The sequence below is a fragment of the Streptosporangium carneum genome (genome assembly GCF_027922005.1).
GTDB classification, from domain to species: Bacteria; Actinomycetota; Actinomycetes; order Streptosporangiales; family Streptosporangiaceae; genus Streptosporangium; species Streptosporangium carneum.
Genome location: NZ_BSEV01000041.1, coordinates 15,619 through 38,426 on the forward strand (window position 1 = coordinate 15,619; position 22,808 = coordinate 38,426).

Consider the following 22,808-nt stretch of genomic DNA (forward strand, 5'->3'; position numbering starts at 1 on the left):
CGTAGTGGGCTGCGGGGCGGTCGGTGTCGCCGATCGGGCGGCCTCGGCGAACCGCGGCCGGCCGCCGGCTGAGCGCGCTGATCGGCCTGCTCAGCGGAGTCGGTCGTAGACAGTGGCGATCTCGCCCAGTTCGCCGGTCTCCTGGTGGACGAGCGTCCACTTCGTAGCCGGCAGGCCGTCGTCGAACAGCCGCTGCCCGCCTCCGGCGATCTCGGGGAAGATCATGAGGTACAGCCTGTCGAGCAGGTCCGCCGACAGGAGCGCCTTGATGACGCCGGCGCTGCTGTTGACGAGGATGTCGCCCTCGCCGGTGGCCTTGAGGTCGGTGACGACGTCGGCGGCGGGGGCGTTCACCACGCGGGTGCGTTCCCACGGCGCTTCGGTCAAGGTGGTCGACAAGACCACCTTTTCCGTGTCGACCAGCCACCTGGCGTATCCGCGGTCACGCGGATCGGCGTTCTCGTCTTCGGCGACCGACGGCCAGTACCCCATGAATCCCTCGGCGTTGATCCGGCCGAGCAGCGCCGTCGTCGCGTCCTCCCAGATGCGGTTCATGTGGTCTCGCGCGACCTCGGTGGTCACATAGGGAGCGAACGCCGCGAAATCGCCGGGCCCGCCAGGACCGTTGTAACGCCCGTCGAGAGTGAGACCCAGGTTCGCGGTCACCCTGCGGCCGGTCGAGTCGGTCATTTCATGCTCCTCGTATCGGTGTCGTGTGAATTCGCGGCGAGGGTCGCCGCGAGTTTGTCGAGGCTCTGGCCGAAGCCGATTTCGACGCCTGCGATGAAGTCCGCGGATTCGACGGTGCTGTCGGTGACGCGGAAGTGGACGTCGAGGTCTGTGCCGGTGTCGGTGGGCCGGAGGTCGAGGTCGAGATGGGCGGTGAAGGCGAGGCCGCCGTCGGGAAGCAGCGGAGAGAGCCGGTAGGCGAGGTGCTCATGGAGGCGCACCTCGTCGACGACTCCCTCCGCGCGCCCGGCGACCAGGTCGGAGCCGTCGGCGTCCTCGGCGTCGCGGTACTCATGGACGATCCGTCCACCCGGCCGCGCCTCGAAGACGAGCTCGGAGACGCGTAGGTCGTCGGGCGTCCACCATCGGGCGAGCAGGGAGGCGTCGGTCAGGTGGCGCCAGACCAGCTCGGGACGCCCCGTCAGCGACCGGAGGAACCTGAACGAGCGGCCGTCGGCCCAGCCCGGCTCCTTTGCGGCGAGCCGCTCCGCGTGGAGGCTGATCCCGTGGCGGTCGTAGGTCTCGCGTGCGCCGCCGGCCTGGTCAGCGGTGTCGGCGAGCAGGCTGAGCGCGGCCGCCAGCTCTCGCAAAGGTTCGGACCGGAGCGCGTAGACGCGGCGCTGGCCGGTGCGCTGGGATACGACGATGCCGGCGCGTTCAAGGGTCTGCAGGTGCTTGGTGGTCTGCGGCTGGCGCGCCTCGGCGAGCTGGGCCAGGACGCCGACCGGCCGGGGCCGCTCGGCCAACAGGCTCACGAGCCGCCAGCGGGCCGGGTCGGCCAGTGCGGTGAGGAGTGCGTCCATGGAGAGAAGTATTCTTCATAGAGAATATTCGTGTCAAGGAATATCTCTGCGGACCGGTCGGCCGGTGCCGGCACGGGCGGCCGGGGGCGTGCCGACGGCTCCCTCGCGGTCACCAAGGCGCTCATGCTGGTCACCGACGTGGGCTTCCTGGTCTACTTCTCGATCACGGGGCTGGGTCTCGTCCCGCCGGAGTGGGCCTTCGCCGACTACGCCGACCCGCTCATGGTCTCCTGGAACTGGTCGTTCCTCTGGATCGACCTGCCGGCCGGCGCCACCGGTCTCGCCGGCCTCCTCCTGCTGCGCCGGCGCGCGAGCAGCGGCCCGCAGCTGATGCTCGTCTCGCCGGTCCTCACCTCGGCCTCAGGCCTGATGGCCGTCGCCTTCTGGACGCTGCGCGGTGACTTCTCCCTCGTCTGGTGGATCCCGAACCTCTACCTGCTGCTGTTCCCGCTGCCCGCGATCGTCCGTCTCGCGGGGGCGGGTGGGCGAGGGCTCGTGGACGGCCGAACCGGCAACGGAGGCCAGTAAAGGGTTATTTGTCCGTTTTGTTGGCTTCTCTGGAGTCGTGCTGGGAACAGGCTCAGCATCGAAACGGGGAGGGCGACATGATCACGCCGCAGCCGGCGGGCGGCGAGCCGGCAGAGGAGGCCGAGGCGCTGATCCGCGACCGGCTGGTCCTGTTCAGGCGGCGCATGCGGCGGGAGGCGGCCCTGGACCAGATCACGTGCCGCCTGGCCGTACGGATGAACGTGCGGCCGAGCGAGGCGGCGGCCTACCTGGCGCGCCTGTCGCACGACAGCGGGGTCGACCTGCTCGACGTCGCGCGTTCGGTGGACGAGCGTAACCCCGGCGCGCCCGAGGAGGTGCCGGTCGAGGTCCCCTCGTGGGTGAACGACGTCATGGGCGCGCTGCAGGTGGCCGCCGCCTACCTCACCCCGGTCAGGGACGAGGCGGGGCGGATCGTGGACTTCCTGGTCGCCGCCACCACCGAGTACGCCCATGACGTGACCGGACGCGACCCCGGCCTCCTCCAAGGACGCAGGATGATGGAGCTCAGCCCGGGAGTCGTCCGTTCGGGGCTCCTCGAGGCGTATCTGCGGGTCTACGAGACGGGTACGCCGTTCTCACGGGGACCCTTCGAATACGTCGAGATCAGGGACGACCGGTCCTGGCCCGTCTCGGTCAGCGTCAAGGCCGCGAGGGCCGGCGACGGGGTGCTCGCCACCTGGTGGATCCACGACGAGGAGGAGCGTCTCACCAAGGGGTGGGAACGCGCCCAGCGGCTCGCCGGGCTGGCCTGGGCGGAGTGGGACCTGGCGACCGGACGGGTCTCCTGGACCCGGGGGATGTACGAGATGTTCGGCAGGGAGCCCTCGGAGGGGCCGATCCCGCTCGACCGGCTGCCGGGAATGGTGGCGGCGGACGACGTCTCCCGGGTCAAGGAGATGACGCGCACGCTCCTGGAGTACCGGGAGGCGGTCGAGGAAGAACTGCGGATCCAGCACAGACACGGCATCCGCCACCTCCGCCTGCTCGCCGAACCCGTGCTCGACCACGACGGCCTGCCGGTGGCGATCCGGGTCATGGCCCAGGACATCACGGCGGACCGCCGCAGGGAACGCGCGCTCGCCATGGCCCACGAGCAGGCCTCGCGTGCCAGGCGGCGCGCGGAAGAGGAGCATCGGGTCGCCGTCACGCTCCAGGACACCCTCGCCCCCATGCACAGCAGGGCGATCGACCTGCACGGGCTGCGTGTCGGGTTCAGGTACCGCCCGGGGGAGGAGGTCGACAGCCTCGGCGGCGACTGGTTCAAGGCCCGCCCGCTGCCCGACGGCCGGGTGCTGGTCGCCATCGGCGACGCGATGGGGCACGGGCTCACGGCGGCGAGCCTGATGGTCCAGATGCGCAGCGGCCTGGCCGGCCTCGCCTACACGGGGGCCGAGGCCGACCAGCTCGCGACCTGGCTCAACGAGCTCACCTACCACGCCAACCAGGGCATCACCGCCACCGGGACCGCGATCATCGGCCACTACGACCCCGCCGCCCGTGCCCTGACCTGGGTCTCGGCGGGCCATCCCGCCCCCGTCCTGGTCCGCGACGGCAAGGCCTCATTCCTCGAAGGCGACCCCGGCACCATGCTGGGAGCCTTCGAGGCCATGCAGTACACGCTCACCAGGACGGGGCTCAGGGAGGGCGACGTGCTGCTGCTGTACACCGACGGCATCGTCGAGCGTCGGGGGAGGGACCTCGGCGACGGCCTGAACGCGCTGCTCGACGCGGCGAGCCACTGTGTCGGCGGCGATCTGGACGACGACATCACGTGCCTGCTCGAGCGGCTCGGCGACGAGCCCGCCCAGGACGACATCTGCGTGCTGGCGTTGCGGGTGTCCTGACGGGCACCGCCCGGCTCCCCGACCTCGCGAAGCCGCCCTGGGGGTCGCTTTCACCGCTTTATATTGAGTTTGACTTATATAAGTGGCAAGCGATACTTTCGATTCGTGCACGCGTTCGATGTGCTGGGCGATCCAGTACGCCGCAGGATCCTGGAGTTGCTCGCCGACAGCGAGATGACCTCGGGCGCGGTGTGCAAGGTCATCCAGCGGGAGTTCGAGATCTCACAGCCCGCCGTGTCCCAGCACCTCAAGGTGCTGCGCGACAACGGGTTCGCGACGGTCCGCCCCGAGGGGACCCGCCGCTTCTACGCCGTGAGACACGACCCGCTGCGGGACCTGGACGCGTGGCTCGATCGTTTCCGGAGTTTCTGGACTCCGCGCCTCGACGCGCTGGCCACCGAGCTGGCCAGAGGCAAGCGCGAACGCCGTATGCGCCAGGCCGCGGAGGCGGGCGAGTCCCACGGAGCCGACGGGGCGGAACCCGACAGTCCGCGCCGGTCCGAAGAAGAACACCCCGACACCAGGAGCAGTTCATGATCGAAGCGACCCAGCAGATCAGCGCCGTGCGGCGCACGGTCGGCGCGCGCGTGCTCGACGCGGGCGAGGCCCGCGTCGCGACCATCAGCCGGACCTACGACGCCACGGTCGAGGACGTCTGGGACGCCTGCACCAACCCCGAGCGCATCCCCCGGTGGTTCCTGCCCGTCTCGGGCGACCTGCGGCTGCACGGCCGCTACCAGCTCGAAGGCAACGCGGGCGGCGTGATCGAGTCCTGCGACCCGCCCAAGGGCTTCACCGCCACCTGGGAGTTCGGCGGATCCGTCAGCTGGATCGAGGTCCGCCTCGCAGCCGAGCCCGACGGGACGCGCTTCACCCTCGAACACGTCTCCCACGTCGACGAGGAGATATGGGAGCAGTTCGGTCCCGGCGCGGTCGGTGTCGGCTGGGACCTGGGGCTGCTGGGCCTGACCCTCCACCTGTCGTCCGGTTCGCCGGACACGGTGGTGGACCCGCAGGAGGTGGCCGCGTGGACGACCTCCGAGGAGGGCAGGCTGTTCGTGTCGCTCAGCAGCCGGGAGTGGTGCGAGGCGAGCATCGCGGCGGGCACGGACGAGGCCGCCGCACGGGCGGGCGAGGCCCGCACCACGGCCTTCTACACCACCCCGCCCGAGCCCCCGGCCGAGCCCGCCGCGTCCTGAGAGAGGCCGCCCCGTCCGGTCACCCGCCCAGTCGTCCGTCCGGGGACACAATGGTCGAAGCGGGCCAGGGTGTTCCCGCCCGGCACGGTCACGGAAAGGGATGCCATGTGGGACGTCGGTCACATCCAGTCCTGCCTGACAGCCGTGGCCCAGGCCGACCCCGGGCATGAGATCTTCGGCGCGAGCCGGCACCGTCACCGCCTGGGACCGGTGCTCGATGAGGCGGAGGTCGCCGGTTTCGAAGCACTGCACGGGGTGTCCCTCCCCGAGGCCTACCGCGCCTTCCTGACCGACGTCGGCGACGGCGGGGCGGGCCCTCACTACGGCCTGTTCCGCCTGGACGGCTTCGAGATGCGGGACCTCGAGAGACAGGAGCGGGAGACGCCGGGCTTCATGGCCGCTCCCTTCCCCCACACGAGGAACTGGAATCCGTACGACCGGATGGACGAGGACGAGTACTTCGCTCCACGTCAGGTGGCGGGATCACTGATCGTCGCCGAGTTCGGATGCGGTGCGTTCCATCGCCTCGTGGTCACGGGCGAGGCGCGGGGGGAGGTGTGGCTCGACGACAGGGCGAGCGACGGCGGGCTGCTCCGGGAGGGAGACTTCCGGGAGTGGTACACGAGCTGGCTGGACGCCAGGATGCGGGACGTCTGGAAGCCCATCGACGACGACATCATCGCCGAGCGGCTCATCTCGGCCATAGCGGTCATGCGTGAGCGGTTCGGCGACACGATCCACGAAGCCATCGACAGGCTCGCCGAACGTCACGAGCGTCTCCGTGAGACGCGCCCCGGCGATTTCACGAAGTCGAGACAGGAGTACGGGCGGGGTTTCTACTCGTAGCAAGCACGTTCAAGGGACGGCGCGACACGTACGAGGTGCGCTCGAAGAGCATCGCGACATGGTGATCGGTCGTCGGCGGCGAGCCGGTACGGCGGCCGTGTCCCGCTCCGCCCGGCCACGTCCTGTCCCGCGCCAGTCAGGTAGGTGGTCCTCGCGCTAATTCGGCAGATAGACGGTGTGTCCTTCCGCGCGAGCGCCCCGAGCCGAGGAAAGTCGCGGCGCCGCGTTGGCGGGCAGGAGCGTGATCGCCTCGTCCCAGGGGAGGAAGGCCAGGTCGTCCAGCTCGTCGGCCTGCAGCCGGATGAGACCGGGGTCGTCCACGGTGCCGCCGTCGAACAGGAAGTTCACCATGGCGCGGGGGCGATCCTCGAACGGGGGCGACCAGTGCACCACGAGCAGCTCGCCCACCTCGACCGAAAGTCCCAGCTCCTCGGAGATCTCCCGCACGGCGCAGTCGTGCGGCGTCTCCCCGGTCTCGATCACTCCGCCGGGGATGGACCAGTGTGGCCGGTAGTTGGGCTTGACCAGCAGGACGCGGTCCTCGGCGTCGGTGAGCAGCACACAAGCCGAGGCGAAGACGCTGGGCAACGTGGCGTACCACTCGGCGGGCTCAAGAAAGGACTGGTTCACCTCGATCACGCTACCTCCTCGTGCCTGACGTCACCGCTGATCGCTTCGAAGAGTCCGGTGATCGCCTGTGACAGACGGCGGCCCGGTCACCGGTCGGCGACGACTCATGGCCGGCCGACAGGGGCTGGTCCCGGTGCTCTGTGCGCGTTCCGCCGTCTGGACGAGCGGTTCCTGGGTGGTGCTGTCGAGGGGGAGTCGCGCCGGGCAGGCCACTTCCTGCCCACCCGTGGAGCACGCACTTCGGCCAGGCGGCTGATGCCCACCCAACCACCACCTGACCGGGTTCACAGGAAGCCCCAACGAGGACGGAGAGCAGGACGATCGTGTCGAAGTCCAGCCCGTGACGCCCGCCCCGCAGTCCCATTCCCGTACGGCACCTGGATGACGACCACATCTCCCTGCCCTGGAAGCACCCGCGATCTCCTTGACCTGGAAGCACCCGCGTTTCCCCGCTCTGGAAGGCGGCCACACCTCCTTGCTCTGGAGGTGTTCGCCTCTTCCTGATCTGCGCGGTCGTGCCTTTTTGATTTGGCCTGTCCATATCTTCTCGGTTTGGGGTGTTCGCGTCTCTCGCTCTAGGTGGTGGTCGCGCCTTCTTGGTCTGAGACGGCCCTATCTCCTTGCTCTGGAGGCGTCGCATTTTCTGGTTTGGAGAGCGGTCGCATCTTCTTGTTTTGGGGTGACTGCGTCCTCCTGCTTTGGGGAGGTGGCCGTACCCTCTCGGTTTGAGGGGTGACCGCGTCTCCTTGATGGGGTGGCCGTACTTCCCTGCTTGGACTCGGGGTCTCTCAAAGCGCCGGTGCGGCGAGTGGTGACACGCGCCTGATCGGCGCTTGTGAGCGGCGGGTGACCGGGGCGGGGCGGCGACGGCCCCAACGGGCATGGTCAGGCGCCGCCTTCTTCCAGCCAGACGAGGTCGGAGTCCAGCCGCGCTGCGGCGCTGCGAGCACTGCGCCACCGGCCGAACCCCTGGTCGACGCCCACGGTCGCCGCCGTGCCGCACGGAAGCTCAAGCCCGTAGGCCACCACCTTCGCCGCGCCCTCCCCGTTGCTCTCCTCGAACCCCTGGACCAGTGCGAACACGCGTGGAAGCCCGCCGACGAGCGCCCTCACCTCCTCCGCTGTCCGGAAACCGCCGTCCTGGACCGGGTCTTGGGGGACAATCGGACGGTCGGAACCAGTGAGGTGCTCCATGGCGGGTGCTTCCTTCCGGCGTCTGAGGCCGGGACGGGCCTGCCCTCCAAGCGAAGCCCGTCCCGGCCTGTCCAGTTCCTGGCGTTCATGCGGTCACATGGCCATCCTGCCGTGAGGCACCGACATTTCCAGCACTCCCTGTGACCATCTCACTACTTTGGGTATAGTGACATGCACGATGAGCGTCACACAAGTTGTCTGACCTCGTTGCTTGATCAGCTCACCGATTTGCATCGTTAGATTTGGGGGAGATGGGCTTATGGCTGCGCCAAAGTGGGTTACGTTGCGTTCCCAGTGGCTTGGGCAGCAACTGCGAGAGTTGCGCGAGGCCAACGATCTGATCCTCAAAGACGTCGCCGAGTACCTCCAGCGCGATCCGGCCACCGTCAGCCGCTTTGAAACCGGTGGCTATCCCATCCGACGTCCTGACCTTCTGGCCCTCCTCGACCTGTACGGCGTCGCCGACGTCAGACGGAGAGAAGATCTGATGAGGCTCAGTCAGGAGGTCTGGCAGAAGGGCTGGTGGGACGGCTACGCCGGAGAGGTCGCCGGGGCGTTCGTCGACTACGTGTGGCTGGAGTCCCGGGCGTGCGAGATCCGCGCGTTTGACAACACTCTGCTTCTCGGGCTGTTCCAGACAGAGGATTACGCGCGGGCGGCGATCAGGGCAGCGGAGCTCAACGCAGAGGAGGAGCAGATCAATCGATGGGTTGAGCTGCGCATGACTCGTCAGAAGATTCTCAAAAACGACAGCGGGCCTCGATTGTCGGTGCTCCTCGACGAAGCGGTGTTGCGACGTGAGGTCGGTGGCTCGCGATGTCTGGCGGCACAGCTGCTTCACCTGGCCGAATGTGCAGCCCGGCCGAACATCGAGATCCGCGTTTTGCCATTCAGTGCCGGGGCGCATGCCAGTCCGACCGGTGCTTTCCGCATCCTTCTGATGGAGGATCGTTTTCCCGAGGTTGCGTACGCAGAGACTCTGAAAGGGGCTATCTACGTTGAATCACCTGATACGGAGCGCTTCCTTCTGACGTACGATAATTTGCGGAAGCTCACCCTCGGGCCCGAAGAATCGGCCGAGTTCATCTCCGCAATAGCAGAAGAGGTGCGGTGAACACGATGGAAGAGCACGGTCCGGAAGAACTGACCGACATCGCCTGGCGCATCAGCACGAGAAGCGAGAACGGCGGCGGGAGTTGTGTGGAGGCGGGGCCGTTCGCCGATGGGAGTGGGCGGGTGGCCGTGCGGCACAGTCACCGTCCCGACGGTGAGGTGATCGTCTACACCCGCGCCGAGTGGGAGGCCTTCGTCGGCGGCGTCAAGGACGGCGAGTTCGACTTCTCCGGCTGAGGGGTCGCCCCGGTGGGGGGCGGACCTGTGAACGCGGAGGGAGGGGCCGCCTTCGCGCCGGGCGGCCCCTCCCTTTCGTCCTCGGTCTCAGATGACGGGGAAACGGCCGTAGTACTCGCCGAGCCCCTGCCGGTAGGCGGAGTCCCTGTAGGTCGTCTCCTCGAACTCCGGGGCGTCCTTGATCTCATCCTTGGTGCGGGCGACATAGATCTTCTGGTCCTGGGGGTCGATCTCGGTGATGGTGCTGGCGGGCAGCACGACCTTCTTGCCGAAGATCCAGAAGCCGGTGTCGACGACGATGTAGCTGTCGCCGACGGCGTTGCTCTCCTCGTCGACCGAGCCGATCTTGCCGTCGGTGGCCTCCACGTCGTAGCCGATCAGGCTCAGGCCCTCGTGACCGACGACGCCGGGGCGGTAGGTCCACAGGTTCTCAGTCGTCATGTTTCAGATCTCCTCGCTGATCATGATTCGGGTAGGAGTTGAGCTACCCGGCGAGATCCGGATAAACGCGATCGCGCACGTCATGATCAGGGAAAATTCGCCTGACCGCTGCCGCGAGGGCAGGTCGGAGGGCATGCGGAAGGGGGCCGCCCCCTCCTCGGAACGGCCCCCTCCCCTTCCCCGCCCCCGAGCTCAGACCATCGGGAAAGTCGTGTAGTAGACGCCGAGCTCGTCGCGGTAGCCGCGCTCCCGGTAGGTCGTCTCGTCGAACTCCGGCGCCTGCTTGATCTCGTCCTTGGTGCGGTCGACGTAGACCTTGCGCTCGTGAGGGTCGATCCTGGTGACGGTGCTGCCGGGCAGCACGACCTTCTTGCCGAAGATCCAGAAGCCGGTGTCGACGACGACGTAGCTGTCGCCGTCCACGTTGCTCTCCTCGTCGACGAAACCGATCTTGCCGTCGGTGGCCTCCACGTCGAAGCCGATCACGCTCACGCTCTCGTCGTCGAACACGCCGGGGCGGTAGGTCCACAGGCTCTCGGTCGTCATGTTCCAGATCTCCTCGCTGATCATGGGCTCGGGCAGGTGGACTACCCGTCCTGACCGGGATAAACGAATCCGGAGAGCGTTTTCTCGGGAGAGGCGACCGCCCCGGAGGCCCCTGCGCCTCGGGGGGCGGCAGGGACGGTGCGGGGACGGTGGCCGGTGGGACCGGTGGGACCGGCGGGCGGTGGGGCGAAGGTCCGTGGGCCGCCCCGGGTCAGGCGGCGGCGAGCAGGGGGGCGTCGCGCCGGACGAGGGCGGCGTAGCGGCCCTGCGCGGCCAGCAGCTCGTCGTGGGTGCCGCGTTCGACGACCCGCCCGTGGTCGAGGACCACGATCTGGTCGGCGTCGCGGACCGTGGACAGGCGGTGGGCGATCGTGATGGTGGTACGGCCCCGCGACAGCGCGTCCAGGGCCTCCTGGACGGCGCGCTCGGTCTGGGTGTCCAGGGCGCTGGTGGCCTCGTCGAGGATCAGCACGGGAGGGTTGCGCAGCAGCGTGCGGGCGATGGCCAGGCGCTGCTTCTCGCCCCCGGAGAACCGGTAGCCGCGCTCGCCGACCATGGTGTCGTAGCCGTCGGGCAACGACATGACGTGGTCGTGGATCCGCGCGGCGCGCGCCGCCTCGACGAGCTCGTCGTCGGTGGCGGACGGCTTGGCGAAGCGGAGGTTGTCGGCGATCGAGGAGTGGAACAGGTAGGTCTCCTGGGAGACCACGCCGACCGTCTCGGCCAGCGTCTCGAAGGTCAGCTCGCGCACGTCCACGCCGTCGACGGTGACCCGGCCGCCGGTCACGTCGTAGAGGCGGGGGAGCAGATAGCTCAGCGTGGTCTTGCCCGAACCGGTCTCGCCGACCACCGCCAGGGTCGTGCCCGCGGGCACGACGAGGTCGACGTCCGACAGCGTCAGGGACTCGCCGTCCTCGGAGGGGAGAGTGTCCCCGTCGGAGGCGTCGGGAGACTCCCGGGTGGCGGGGGCGGAGGACTCCGGGGTGACGTAGGAGAAGTCCACGTGCTCGAAGCGGACCTCGCCGCGCACGTCCGTCAGCGTCCTGCGGCCGGGGTGGATGTCCACGGGCAGGTCGAGATACTCGAAGATCCGGGCGAACAGCGCGAGCGAGCTCTGCACGTCGACGCCGAGCCGCAGCAGTGACACCGCAGGCCGGAACAGGCTCATCTGCAGGGTGGTGAAGGCGACGACCGTGCCGATCGAGATCACGGAGGTCAGCCCCGTGACCCAGTAGATCACCGCGGGCATGGCCGCCATGACGATCTGGATGGTCGACTGCCGCCAGCGCCCGGCCATGCTGGAGCGGACCTCCAGGTCGGCGAGCTCGTCGGAGGCGGCGGAGAAGCGCCGGGTGAGCTCGGGGGCCTGGCCCATCGTACGGCCCAGCAGGATCCCGCTGATGGACAGCGACTCCTGGACCGTCGAGGAGAGGGCGGCCAGTTTCCGCTGCCGCTCCGAGGTGATCTTCCTGCGTTCACGGCCGACCCTTCGGCTGATCGCGACGAAGACGGGCAGCAGCAGAAGGGACACGGCGGTCAGCCGCCAGTCGAGCACGACCATCGCGACGATCGTCGCGACCACCGTGGTCAGGTTGGAGACGATCGAGGCGGCGGTCGAGGTGACCACCGACTGCATGCCGCCGATGTCGTTGGCGATGCGCGACTGCACCTCACCCGTGCGGGTGCGGGTGAAGAAGGCCAGTGACATGCGTTGCAGGTGGCCGTAGACGGCGGTGCGCAGGTCGTGCATGACGCGCTGGCCCACGGTGTTGGAGATCAGCGTCTGGACGACGTCGAGGGCGCTGGTGGTGACGGCGACCGCGACCATGCCGAGCGCCAGCAGCGTCAGCAGGCCGGTCCTGCCGTTGGGGATGGCGTCGTCGAGCACCTCGCGCAGCATGAACGGCGACGCCAGGGAGACGAGGGACGACAGGGCGATGAGGCCGCCGACCAGTGCCAGGCGGTTCCGGTAGGGGTGGAAGAGGGAGACGATGCGCCGCAACGGCGCGCGGGGTTCGTCGGTCACAGCTGTTGTTTCGGGCGAAAGGGTCTTCTGGGTTCGCTCGGCCATGCAGCTCCTTTCTGATGTTCTCTCAAACGGAGGTTAGCTCATATTCATTCCCATGAACAGTGAGATAAGTTCGGGGGGTGGAGACGGAACTGGCCGAGCTGGTGCGCGGCGTCAGCCATCGACTGCGCCGGGGGTACGGCGAGCGGTTCGGCCCGCTGGGGCTCACCCCGGGCCAGGCGCGGGCCCTGCGGGCGATCGCCGACGCCGAGCCACCGCTCAGGATGGTCCAGCTCGCCGACCTGCTCAGGATCGTGCCGCGCTCGGTGACCCCGGTCGTGGACGCCCTCGAGGAGGCCGGTCTGGTGCGCCGCGAGGTCGATCCGGCCAACCGCAGGTCCACTCTCCTGGTGCTCACCCCCGAGGGGCGGACGAGGTACGAGCAGGTGCGCGAGGCGCGCAGGCAGGCGGCGGAGGAGCTGTTCTCCGTGCTCACTCCGGAACAGCGGGAACAGCTCAGGAGCCTGCTGAGTCTGGTGGAGGGCAGGTCCGCCTGACGCGGCGCCCGTCTCAGCGCACCTTCAGGAAGAAGTCACGAACGTCGCCGACCAACAGGTCCGGCGCCTCCATGGCGAGGAAGTGGCCGCCCCTGTCGAGTTCGGTCCAGTGCACGACGTTGTGGTCGCGCTCGGCCCAGCGGCGGACGGTCACGTCATGGGCGGAGACCAGCACGCCGGTCGGCGTCGTGCCGCGCTGAGCCGCCGCCCAGTCCTCCGCGCCCTCGTCCCGGCCGTCGCCGCCCGCGGTGCCGTCACCGTCGCCGATGTCGGTGCTCCATTCGTCGCCGGTCTCCTTCCAGGCGTTCGCGGTGATCTCCTCGTAGTAGACCTGCGCCGCCGATCCGGCCGTGCCGGTCAGCCAGTACAGCGAGACGTCGGTCAGGATGCGGTCGCGGTCGACGCTGTCCTCGGGCAGCCCGTCCTCCGGGTCGGTGAGCTCCTTGAACTTCTCCACGATCCAGGCGAGTTGGCCGACGGGGGAGTCGTGCAGACCGTAGGCCACCGTCTGCGGTCGCTTGGAGTTGCACTGCAGATAGCCGTCGTTGAAGTTCTGCATCGCCTGCCAGCGCCGTTGCTCGACCTCGGTGAGGCCGTCCATCTCGCCTTCCGCCCCGATCGGGAAGGTGAGCAGGGCGTTGACGTGGACGCCGACGACATGGCCCGGCTCCTGTCTGCCCATCTCGGAGGCGACCCACGAGCCGGTGTCGTAGCCCTGGACGCCGTACCGTTCGTACCCGAGCCGGGACATCAGCCGCGCGAGCACCCCCGCCATCCGGGCCGGGCCCATGCCTGGCCCGGCCAGCGGCGTGGAGAATCCGAAGCCGGGCAGCGACGGGATCACCAGATGGAAGGCGACGGCCGGGTCCTCGCCGTGCGCGCGAGGATCGGAAAGCGGGCCGATGACGTCGAGGAAGTCCACGACCCCACCCGGCCAGCCGTGCAACAGCAGCAGCGGCACGGCGTCAGGCTCGGGCGAGCGCACGTGCAGGAAGTGGATGTTCTGCCCGTCGACGGCGGTGACGAACTGCGGGTGCTCGTTGAGCGCCGCCTCGTGCGCCCGCCAGTCGTAGCCGGTGCGCCAGTATTCGGCGAGACCCTTCAGGTAGTCCAGCGGCACACCCCGGCTCCAGCCGACGCCGGGCAACTCCTCCGGCCAGCGGGTGTTGGCCAGCCGTGCGGTCAGGTCGTCGAGCTGAGCCTGCGGAACATCGATGCGGAAAGGGCGGACGCCCTGTGGTGTGTTCGTCATGCGGGCAACGGTAGGACGCTCATAGGACAGGATCGGTCCTAAGATGTGGCAACCTTGGCGACATGGCAGAGACCTCCGCGCGCCTGCTCAAACTGTTGTCGCTCCTGCAGACCCGTCGCGACTGGTCGGGCGGCGAGCTCGCCGAACGTCTGGAGGTCACCACGCGCACGGTCCGCCGCGACGTGGAGCGACTGCGCGAGCTCGGCTACCCGGTGCACGCCACCCAGGGCGCCGCCGGTTACCGGCTCGGGGCCGGCGCGTCGTTGCCGCCGCTGCTGCTGGACGACGACGAGGCGGTCGCCGTGGCGGTCGGGCTCCGTACGGCCGCGGGCGGCTCGGTCGCCGGGATCGAGGAGACCTCACTGCGGGCCCTCACCAAGCTCGAGCAGGTGCTGCCGTCCCGGCTGCGGCACCGGGTGAACACGCTGCACACGGTGACCGTCCGGGTCGGCGCCGCGGGTCCCGAGGTGAGCCCCGACACGCTGATGGCGATCGCCGACGCCTGCCGCCGCCGTGAACGGCTGCGCTTCGACTACGCCGGCCCTCGCGGTGGCGACACGGTCCGGTCCGTCGAGCCGCACAGCCTGGTCAACTTCGGCAGGCACTGGTACCTCGTCGCCTGGGACACCGACCGTGACGACTGGCGTGTCTTCCGGGTGGACCGGCTGACGCCGTGCACGCCGACCGGCCCGCGGTTCACACCCAGACAACCGCCCGGCGGCGACGTCGTGACCTACCTGTCCCATCGGCTGTCATCACGAACATGGTCGTTTCGGGCAACCGTCATCCTGCACGAGTCCGCCGAAGCCGTCGCGGAGCGGGTATGGCCGGGAATGGGCGTCGTCGAGGCCGTCGACGACCACAGCTGTCTGCTGCATGTCGGCGCTGACAGCCCGTCGTCGTTGGTCTGGATGATCACTTCCGTGGACGTCGACTTCACCCTCGTCGGCGGCCCGCCCGCACTCGCCGACGCCCTCCGGGCTCAGGCCGCCCGCTGCCTGCGGGCCGTACGGGGGACGTAGCCGCCTTCTCATGGCCCGGCGGCGGTAGGGGCCTGGTCGCCGTCTCCGTCGACCGCGTGGCCTGGATCGCCGTGGATGAGAAACCCGGTGAGGAACCCGGCGTCGCCCTTGCCGGTGTCGCGGGCGAGGGGGGCGGCGGTGCGAGGGCGGGGCCGGGGTTCCTGGGGGCGGTGCGGGGGAAGCTGTGGACGCCGCTCCGGAATGCCGGGAAACGGTGACGGGGAAAGCCCGGAAAGCGATGTCACGTGATGTTGTGGCGGTGACTTTCCTGAAGGCGCCGAGCGACAGGTCAGGGCGATATAAAACGCCTATAATTCGCAAATTGGGTGACGAAGAACCGGTCTCCGAGTTTTCCCGCAGGCTCCGGAGCGCGGCCGTGTCACCGCTTTCCGGGGTTCCCTTTCCGCCTCCCCTTTTCACGGGCGCGGGAGGAGGCGCGAGGGTTCCACGGGCGCGAAGGAGGCGTGGGGGCCCGGCTCAGGCCAGGCGTCTCATCTCGTGCTCTCCCGCACCGCTCGCAGCCGGGGCGTCCGTGATGCCGACGCTGTCCGTGTCGCCGACCCTGTCCGTGCCGTCGCCGAGACGCCAGCGGAGACGGCCGCCGGTGAAGGCGGCCAGGCAGCGGCCCGGCCCCTCGTGGAGCAGGGCGGTGTACGCGGTCCGCCCGTCCGCCTCGACGGCGAAGACGGCGAAGTCCGCCCTGCCGCCCGGGGCGAGGCAGCCGAGGCGCTGTGGCCCCTCGGCCATGCCCATGGCGCGGGCGCCGCCCGTCGTCACCGCCTCGACCAGGAGCCGGTCGAGGCCGTCCCGCCCGCCGGGGGCGCCGTCGTGGGAGAGCAGCCTGGCGGCGGCCAGCGGGTCACCGCCCGTCCTGGTGCCGAACGCGATCAGGTCCCTGCCGTCCAACAGTCCCTCGGAGGCGAAGGGGGAGGAGATCGCCACCGCCGTGCCCCGGATTCGCAGGAGCTTGCGGTCGGCCTCGTCGAGCGGTCCGGAGATCGCCACATGGCAGCCGCGGCCAAGCGCTCCCACCTCGTCGAGGAACGCGACCGGATGGCGGCCGAGCTCGATGTGGAGCCGTAGCCCGAACGTCCGCGACAGGATGGCCAGGTCCTCCATCACCATCGGGTCGGGGGAGTGCGCGGCGATGCCGACGGCTCCCGGATGGTCGACCTCGCGGATGGCGGTGATCAGCTGGTCTCGTCCGCGACTCTCCCAGACGGCCTCGTCCTCGCACCCCGTCTCCAGGTAGGTGACGCCGCCGAGGCCGGTGCGGCCGAACGCGGAGGCGGTGTCCAGGTCGCTCGCCACGCCCGCGACCGCGGTGACGCCGTGGGCGAAGGGCGGGACGAAGGCGCGGTCGAGCTGGAGGTGGGCGTCGACCAGGCCGGGGGTGATCATGCCGGGCCAGCGCACGGGGACGGCCCCGGGATAGGCGGCCTCGATCTCGTGGACAGGCCCGACCCGGAGCACACGGTCACCTCTGACCGCGACGGCGCCGTTCTCGACGGGAGGGCCGGAGATCGGAAGGACGAGCGGCGCGCTGTGCACGGTGACCGTGGGAAGCGCACGCGTGCCGATGGCCTGGCCCGCGCGCGTGGGCATAGACACTCCTGTCTGTTTGTCCCTTTAGAGAGATTAAGTGTATCTGCCCGGTGATCTCAAATGCCGCGCCGACGGGATGGGCCGGCGTCGTTTTCCTACATCTGACAGATGACCTTCCTACAGAAGACGATTGATCGACGCGAAAACGATCTATAGCGTCATTTGTCGTGACTCGTCCCCCCAGGTTACTGAAAGCGTTGATCGCAGCCGTCGTGTTGATCCCGATCGGCCTCGCCTCGGCCCCCGCCTCCGCGGACCCGGCCCCCGACCCCGAGCACCCCTGGCGTCTCGACCAGTGGCCCCAGACCCAGCCATGGCAGCAGGACGAACCCGCCGACGCCGCGCTGCGCGGCAGAACCGGCGGACCCGCTCCCATCGACCCGCAGAACTGGAAGAACCCGGACCACATGACGTGGGCCGACTACAAGAAGCCGCCGGGAACCAACTGGGCCGACCCCGCGGTCAAGGGCTCGAAGCGGACCTTCCGCGGCGCGCTCGTCCTGCTCGACTACCCCAACCAGCCGTTCGCGGTCACCCAGCCCAAGGGCTCGACGGTCTTCAGGAACCCGAGCGCCGAGGCGCACGACATCCCCCGCGACAAGGTGGCCCAGTTCTACAAGGACTTCCTCAACACCCCCGGCCAGATCAACCGGGGGCACACCATCCACGAGTACTGGATGGAGGACTCCGGCGGCCGCTACGGCGTCAACCTGACCGCCTTCGGCCCCTACCTGATGCCGGGCAAGTCCCACGAGTACGCCATGGAGTTCCAGGCGGGCACCGGCTGTCCGGCGGGGGACAGCTGCAACAAGAACATCAGGACCGACGGGCGGGCCGCGTGGACCGCCGCCGTCGGTCAGGAGGTCCCCGCGGGCTTCGACTTCGTCTTCTACCTGAGCGCGGGCCAGGACGAGTCGGCCACCTGGCAGGAGTTCGGGTCGATCAAGTTCCCGACGAAGGAGGCGGTGACCGACGACTTCGGGCCGCCGGACGCCGCTCTGCCCAACTGGGCCAGGACCCGTTACGTCGAGTGGACCTCCTGGGCCTCGGCCTCCTCCATCTGGCCCAACGCGGGAGGCGGCTCCTCCACCCAGGCGGAGAGCTCAGGGCAGGGCGTCTACGCCCACGAGCTCAGCCACATCCTCGGCATCGGCGACAACTACAACAACCCGTTCGGGGTGCCGCCGCGCCGCGCGTACACCGGCATCTGGGAGATGCTCAGCCGGGGCAGCTTCAACGGCCCCGGCGGCCCGCACAGCCGCTGGCTGATCCCGCCGACCTCCGGCGGCTCCATGGGCGCCCAGCACATGCTCCGCAACAAGATCAAGCTTGAGATGGTCGACGAGAAGAACGTGCTGCGCCTGTCCCGCGAGGCGCTGGCCCAGTCCGGCCTCGTCGTGGCCAGGGTGACCGCCCGGTCCGTCCAGCCGGGGGCCGGCGACCTGGCCGGCGTCAACATCGCCTTCGGCGACGGCGACCGCAGCCCCGCCTGCGACGTCGCCAAGGACCCGTTCTGCGACGGCGGCGGCTACAACAACTACACCGTCGAGGTCGTCGACCGGATGGGCGCCGACTCCTTCACCCCCGACTCCGGCGTGCTGCTGGCAAAGACCAAGAACGCGGACAACGCTCCCTTCGAGTGGGTCGTCGACGCCAACCCGCAGGACATCGGGATGACCGACTACGTCCTGCCGGACGGCACCGCCGTGCCCATCACGATCGGCGACTACCGTCAGCTGTCGGACGCGCTGTTCCACGCGGGCAGCGACTCGGGCTCCGAGTTCGAGTACGTGGACCAGGCCAACCGGCTCCACTTCTACGTCCTCGACGTGAAGCGGGACCGCAAGGGCGTCCTGTCCTACACGGTGGCCATCCGCTCCCTGGACGGCGCGGGGCCGCAGAAGCGCGGGCTGAAGCTGCTCCCCGCCGCCGGGATCCCGGCGGAGAAGGGCCTGTCCACCTGCCGCTTCCCGCTGTTCAACACCGGCAGGACCGCTCCCGCCCAGGGGCAGCACCCCGAGGACGTGAGCGCCTACCTCAACGAGGACGTCTATCGCCTCTCGGCGACCGTCGACGGCAGGGGGTGGACCGCCTCGCTGCCCAACCAGCTCGCGACCGCGGGCTTCGGTGAGCGGACGCTCGTCGCCGTCAACGCGCGGCGGGCCTCGGGAGGCGCACGCCTGGCCAAGGTCACGCTGACCGCGACCTCGGAGAGCGACCCGTCCAGGACCGCCAAGGCGACCTGCCACGTGGTCGGTCTGTAGGACCCCTCGGGGCCGTCGCGGAGACCGGGCGCCCGCCGGGGTCTCCGCGACGGCCCTCGGCCGTACGGCGGGCCGTGCCCGGACCTGGCGTTGGCGGAACATGTCGGCATCGGGTCCAGGAGGCATACAGTTCGTGAAATGTCGTGCTACTAGATGATCAGTGGCACGGTGGGACACCGCCGCCCGTCTGACATCTGGTTGAATCGATTGTGAGACAACACGTCGGCTGAGTCGGGGGGCCGCGGACGTGCCGCGGTTCTCTCCGGAGGGTGTGGATGCCCAGGCCGTCGCGCGTGCCTGTTCGTCGTGACTCCAGAACGCCGGGACGGCGCATACAGCTGGCGGCCCCGGCCGCCGTGGGCATCGGCACCGCCACGATCACCATCCTGACGACCTCGCTGGACGTCTGGCCTCTGCCCGACGCCGTCAAGGTCACGATCGTCGTCGTCGCCGCCCTGCTGGCTGGCCTGATCACCTGGCGGACCGCCGGCCAGCGGCGGGAGGAGCAGTCCGTCGCGGTCGAGGGGGCGTCCTGGCGTCCGCCGGACCAGTGGCCGCCGGTTCCGGCGCACTTCACCGGGCGGGTGGAGTCGCTGGCCGAGCTGCGCCAGGTGTTCGCCGAACGCCCTCGGGCCCGGAGCCGGGCCGAGCACGCCTCACCGCTGGTGGTGTCGGTGTACGGCAGGGCCGGGGTAGGCAAGTCCGCGCTCCTGGCCCGGTTCGGCCGCGAGGTCGCCGACCGTTTCCCGGACGGGCGGCTGCACGCCGACCTGCGCGGCACCGTCGAGGCGCCGGTCGGCCCGCAGGAGGTGCTGATCGGGTTCCTGCGGGCGCTGGGGGTGCGGCTGACCACCGATCCCGGCGGCCTGGCCGAGCTGCGCACACTCTGGCTGACCTGGACCAAGGGCAAGCGCATCCTGATCGGCCTGGACAACGCCCATGACGGGGATCAGGTCAAGGATCTGATCCCGGCCGATCCCGGCTGCGTGGTCATGATCACCTCCCGGCAGCCGCTGTTCCTGCTCAACACCTACGACAAGAGGCTGTCGGTGTTCAGCTCGGCGCAGGGGGTGGAGCTGCTGGCCCGGCTGGCCGGGGGCGAGCGGGTCGCCGCCGATGTCGAGGCGGCCGAGGAGATCGTCCGGATGTGCGACCATCTGCCACTGGCCATCAGCATCTGCGGCGGGCGGCTGGCCACCCGGGAGAACTGGACGCTGCGCGAGCTGGCCGACCGGCTCACCGACGAGCGCCGCCGCCTGGACCAGCTGGAGCTGGCCCGCCGCCTGGACAAGAGCGTGCGGGCCTCGGTGCAGCTGAGCTATGACGACTGCACCGGGGTGGAGCGCCGGCTGCTGCGGCTGCTCAGTCTGCTGACCGCGCCGGATGTGCCGGGCTGGGTGCCGGGCGAGCTGCTGGACGTCTCGGAGCTGGAGGGGGCCGACCAGCTGGAGGCGCTGATCGACGCCCAGCTCGCCGAGTCCTCCGGGCTCGACTTCTCCGGCGCGATGCGTTACCGGCTGCACGATCTGGTGCGGATCTTCGCCCGGGAGGTGGCCTTCTCCCTGGACGACGACGCCCATCGCCGGGCGGCGATCGAGCGGGTGCTGTCGGGCTATCGCCGCCGGGCCGAGGCCGCGGCGATGGCCCGGTGGCCGCAGGACTGGGGACGCAGCGGCCGCCGGACGGACTCGGAGCTGTTCGCGGCGCGGGTCCAGGCGTCGGCCGCCGACTGGCTCAACGCCGAGCGGCTGACCCTGGTGGCGCTGGTTCAGCAGGCCAAAGGCCTGGAGATGTGGGAGCTGGCCTGGAGCCTGGGCCGGGCGTTCTGCTCGCTGTGTCACTCGCTGCGGGCCTACTGGTCGGACTGGCGGACGGTCGCCGAGATCGTGTGCGAGGCCGCGGCCCGGATGGAGGACCGGCGGGCGCTGGGCATCGCGCTGCTGGACCGGTCGGCGGTGTCCGGGGGGCAGGGCGGCCGCGACAGCGCCAGGAAGGACGCCGAGCGGGCGCTGGAGATCTTCACCGAGCTGGGGGAGTCGTGGTGGGCGGCGCGGGCGATGCGCGCGATCGGCATGAGCCTGTTCAACGACGGCAGCCTGGATCGGGCGCAGGGCTACCTGACCGGCGCGATCACGGCGTTCAAGGCGGAGGAGGACCGTTGGTGGGCGGCCAGGGGGCAGCGCAACCTGGCCGAGCTCAGGCTGGCCCAGCGCAGGCCGGAGGAGGCCGGGCAGCTGCTGGAGGCGGCCCTTGAGGTGTTCCAGCACGACCGCAACCGTTATTCGGAGGCGCAGACGCTGCGCGTCTACGGTGAGGTGCTCGGCGCGACCGCGCGGGCGCTGCATCGCCAGGGGGAGGTCAAGGCCGCGGGGGAGAACTTCGTCAGGGCGGGGCTCAGCCTGGAGCGGGCGGCGGAGATGTTCCGGCTGCGCGGGGAGTTGTGGGAGGAGGCCCGGTCTCTGCGGGCGGCGGGGGAGGTCGGCAATCCGGCCGACGGGCTGCGTGAGCTGACCTACGTGCGGCGGGCCACCGAGATGCTGACCGCGCTCGGCGACTCGTGGGGAGTGGCCAGGGCCGAGCTGTCGGCCGGGCGCGCGCACAGCAGGCTGGGCCGTGTCCGGGAGGCGCAGCAGTCGCTGCGACGGGCGGTGCGTAGTTTCGAGGAGCTGGGCGATCGCTGGTGGATGGCCAGGAGCCTGCGTTCCCTGGGGGAGACGTGTCTGGAGGCGGGTGACCGGGAGACGGCGCTGGACCTGCTCAGGCAGGCCCTGGACATCTACCGCAGCCTCGGCAACCAGGCCGGCATGGGCCGCACGCTCGAACTCCTGCGCAGGGCGGAGGAGCGGCCGGAGAGCCGTCTTTCCGAGGACCTCTGAGGGACCTCTGAGGGATCGCTGAGGGGGGCGCTGAGGGATCACCGGGAGCCGGCGAACCGGAGAGGGCGGGCCGGTGCGCGGGGAGACGGACGGCGCGGCGCCGAGGAGGGAAACGCGACCCGACGACCAGGGAAGCGGGACGCCATATGAGAGGCGCTGTCATTTGCGACAACGGGCCCCAGATGTTTACGGCGCGATCATACCGCGACGTATAAGCTCGTCATTGATGAACGATCTGACACGATGGATTGATCTTGAAGGTGCCGTCAACGTGCGTGACCTCGGCGGGCTCGCGACGGTGGACGGCGGAACCACACGATTCGGCCGGGTGTACCGGTCGGACAACCTACAGGGACTGACGGAGCGCGACATCGAGCTGCTCGTCGGAGAGCTCAAGCTCCGCCACGTCGTCGACCTGCGTTCGGACGCGGAGGTGGCCCTCGAGGGCCCCGGGCCGCTCACTGTCGTCCCCGAGGTGAACATCCACCATCTCACCCTGTTCGCCGAGGGCGGCAGGAACACCGACGTCGAGGCCGACAAGATCGACGCCGACAAGGTGCTGCCCTGGCAGGAGCTGGACGAGGAGGTCCTCGCCGAGCTGCGGGTGACCGGCTTCTACTACGGCTACCTCCGCGACCGCCCCGACTCGATCCTGGCCGCCCTGCGCGCCATGGCTCACGACGACGGCGCCGCCATCGTCCACTGCGCCGCGGGCAAGGACCGCACCGGAGTCGTCAGCGCCCTGGCCCTGGAGGTCGCGGGAGCCACCCGGGAGGCGATCGTCGCCGACTACGTCGCCACCGGCGACCGCCTCGAGGGCATCCTGGCGCGTCTGCGCGCCAGCGCCACCTACCGTGACGACCTCGACTCCCGTCCGGCGGACGACCACCGGCCACGCGCGGAGTACATCGAGCAGTTCCTGGGGGTCCTCGACGACCGCTTCGGCGGGCCGCTGCCGTGGCTCGCCTCCCAGGGGTGGACCGAGTCCGACGCCCAGGCGCTCCGTTCCCGCCTGCGCGACTGACCTCCTGGGCGTTTCGCCCTGTCCAGGCCGTGCCCGGTGTCCTTCGCCGCCGTGCCGGGTGTCCCTCGC

General features: G+C 69.8%; 21 protein-coding genes. 12 read left to right on the top strand and 9 right to left on the bottom strand.

The genetic code is table 11. From position 1 onward, the window contains the following. Positions 1–90 precede the first annotated feature (90 nt). Positions 91–690: a dihydrofolate reductase family protein gene (locus PKF00_RS41465; protein WP_271223263.1), complete on the bottom strand. Its 600-nt coding sequence runs from the start codon at positions 688–690 to the stop codon at positions 91–93. Then, a complete protein-coding gene (locus tag PKF00_RS41470; protein ID WP_271223264.1) occupies positions 687–1,532 on the bottom strand; it encodes a metalloregulator ArsR/SmtB family transcription factor in 846 nt (281 codons plus the stop codon). The genes PKF00_RS41465 and PKF00_RS41470 overlap by 4 nt, the downstream gene beginning before the upstream one ends. A gap of 30 nt (positions 1,533–1,562) precedes the next feature. Between PKF00_RS41470 and PKF00_RS41475 the strand changes: the two genes are divergently transcribed. From PKF00_RS41475 to PKF00_RS41495, 5 genes are all read left to right on the top strand, one after another. After that, on the top strand, positions 1,563–2,060 hold the full coding sequence (locus tag PKF00_RS41475) for a DUF5360 family protein (RefSeq protein WP_271223265.1): 498 nt from the start codon (positions 1,563–1,565) through the stop codon (positions 2,058–2,060). 77 nt (positions 2,061–2,137) lie between these two features. Further along, complete coding sequence (locus PKF00_RS41480) at positions 2,138–3,925, top strand: PP2C family protein-serine/threonine phosphatase (RefSeq protein WP_271223266.1); 1,788 nt, start codon at positions 2,138–2,140, stop codon at positions 3,923–3,925. A gap of 105 nt (positions 3,926–4,030) precedes the next feature. Further along, positions 4,031–4,462: an ArsR/SmtB family transcription factor gene (locus PKF00_RS41485; RefSeq protein ID WP_271223267.1), complete on the top strand. Its 432-nt coding sequence runs from the start codon at positions 4,031–4,033 to the stop codon at positions 4,460–4,462. After that, the gene (locus PKF00_RS41490; RefSeq protein ID WP_271223268.1) at positions 4,459–5,124 is read left to right on the top strand and encodes an SRPBCC family protein; all 666 of its coding nucleotides are present in this window, start codon (positions 4,459–4,461) and stop codon (positions 5,122–5,124) included. Before PKF00_RS41485 ends, PKF00_RS41490 begins: the two co-directional genes overlap by 4 nt. Positions 5,125–5,229: 105 nt before the next feature. After that, positions 5,230–5,970, top strand: coding sequence for an SMI1/KNR4 family protein (locus PKF00_RS41495; RefSeq protein WP_271223269.1), 741 nt, complete (start codon positions 5,230–5,232; stop codon positions 5,968–5,970). A 156-nt stretch (positions 5,971–6,126) separates the two neighbouring features. On the opposite strand, the gene PKF00_RS41500 is transcribed toward PKF00_RS41495, so the two are convergent. Next, on the bottom strand, positions 6,127–6,609 hold the full coding sequence (locus tag PKF00_RS41500) for an NUDIX domain-containing protein (protein ID WP_271223270.1): 483 nt from the start codon (positions 6,607–6,609) through the stop codon (positions 6,127–6,129). Between the two features lie 876 nt (positions 6,610–7,485). After that, positions 7,486–7,794 carry a hypothetical protein gene (locus tag PKF00_RS41505; protein ID WP_271223271.1) on the bottom strand — a complete coding sequence of 103 codons (309 nt, stop codon included), beginning with the start codon at positions 7,792–7,794 and terminating at the stop codon, positions 7,486–7,488. A 259-nt stretch (positions 7,795–8,053) separates the two neighbouring features. Here PKF00_RS41505 and PKF00_RS41510 point away from each other — a divergent pair, with 259 nt between their 5' ends. Continuing rightward, positions 8,054–8,908 (top strand): helix-turn-helix domain-containing protein, encoded by an 855-nt coding sequence (locus PKF00_RS41510; protein WP_271223272.1) that lies wholly within the window; start codon positions 8,054–8,056, stop codon positions 8,906–8,908. Between the two features lie 5 nt (positions 8,909–8,913). Beyond that, on the top strand, positions 8,914–9,144 hold the full coding sequence (locus tag PKF00_RS41515) for a DUF397 domain-containing protein (protein ID WP_271223299.1): 231 nt from the start codon (positions 8,914–8,916) through the stop codon (positions 9,142–9,144). A gap of 87 nt (positions 9,145–9,231) precedes the next feature. On the opposite strand, the gene PKF00_RS41520 is transcribed toward PKF00_RS41515, so the two are convergent. The 3 genes from PKF00_RS41520 to PKF00_RS41530 all read right to left on the bottom strand — a co-directional run bounded on the left by PKF00_RS41520 (position 9,232) and on the right by PKF00_RS41530 (position 12,202). Beyond that, positions 9,232–9,585 (bottom strand): PRC-barrel domain-containing protein, encoded by a 354-nt coding sequence (locus PKF00_RS41520; protein WP_271223273.1) that lies wholly within the window; start codon positions 9,583–9,585, stop codon positions 9,232–9,234. A 192-nt stretch (positions 9,586–9,777) separates the two neighbouring features. Continuing rightward, complete coding sequence (locus PKF00_RS41525; protein ID WP_271223274.1) at positions 9,778–10,131, bottom strand: PRC-barrel domain containing protein; 354 nt, start codon at positions 10,129–10,131, stop codon at positions 9,778–9,780. Between the two features lie 211 nt (positions 10,132–10,342). After that, positions 10,343–12,202: an ABC transporter ATP-binding protein gene (locus PKF00_RS41530; RefSeq protein WP_271223275.1), complete on the bottom strand. Its 1,860-nt coding sequence runs from the start codon at positions 12,200–12,202 to the stop codon at positions 10,343–10,345. A gap of 77 nt (positions 12,203–12,279) precedes the next feature. On the opposite strand from PKF00_RS41530, the gene PKF00_RS41535 reads away from it, so the two are divergent. After that, a complete protein-coding gene (locus tag PKF00_RS41535; protein WP_271223276.1) occupies positions 12,280–12,696 on the top strand; it encodes a MarR family winged helix-turn-helix transcriptional regulator in 417 nt (138 codons plus the stop codon). A gap of 13 nt (positions 12,697–12,709) precedes the next feature. Here the strand turns inward: PKF00_RS41535 and PKF00_RS41540 are convergent, their stop codons facing one another. Continuing rightward, a complete protein-coding gene (locus PKF00_RS41540) occupies positions 12,710–13,948 on the bottom strand; it encodes an epoxide hydrolase family protein (RefSeq protein ID WP_271223277.1) in 1,239 nt (412 codons plus the stop codon). A 62-nt stretch (positions 13,949–14,010) separates the two neighbouring features. On the opposite strand from PKF00_RS41540, the gene PKF00_RS41545 reads away from it, so the two are divergent. Next, entirely contained in the window at positions 14,011–14,970 is a 960-nt protein-coding gene (locus PKF00_RS41545) for a helix-turn-helix transcriptional regulator (RefSeq protein WP_271223278.1), read from the top strand. A gap of 477 nt (positions 14,971–15,447) precedes the next feature. On the opposite strand, the gene PKF00_RS41550 is transcribed toward PKF00_RS41545, so the two are convergent. Continuing rightward, on the bottom strand, positions 15,448–16,575 hold the full coding sequence (locus tag PKF00_RS41550; protein WP_271223279.1) for an amidohydrolase family protein: 1,128 nt from the start codon (positions 16,573–16,575) through the stop codon (positions 15,448–15,450). Positions 16,576–16,772: 197 nt separating this feature from the next. On the opposite strand from PKF00_RS41550, the gene PKF00_RS41555 reads away from it, so the two are divergent. The 3 genes from PKF00_RS41555 to PKF00_RS41565 all read left to right on the top strand — a co-directional run bounded on the left by PKF00_RS41555 (position 16,773) and on the right by PKF00_RS41565 (position 22,739). Then, complete coding sequence (locus PKF00_RS41555; RefSeq protein WP_271223280.1) at positions 16,773–18,839, top strand: M6 family metalloprotease domain-containing protein; 2,067 nt, start codon at positions 16,773–16,775, stop codon at positions 18,837–18,839. Positions 18,840–19,132: 293 nt separating this feature from the next. After that, entirely contained in the window at positions 19,133–21,715 is a 2,583-nt protein-coding gene (locus PKF00_RS41560) for a tetratricopeptide repeat protein (RefSeq protein WP_271223281.1), read from the top strand. A gap of 226 nt (positions 21,716–21,941) precedes the next feature. After that, positions 21,942–22,739 (top strand): tyrosine-protein phosphatase, encoded by a 798-nt coding sequence (locus tag PKF00_RS41565; RefSeq protein ID WP_271223282.1) that lies wholly within the window; start codon positions 21,942–21,944, stop codon positions 22,737–22,739. Positions 22,740–22,808: the final 69 nt, after the last annotated feature.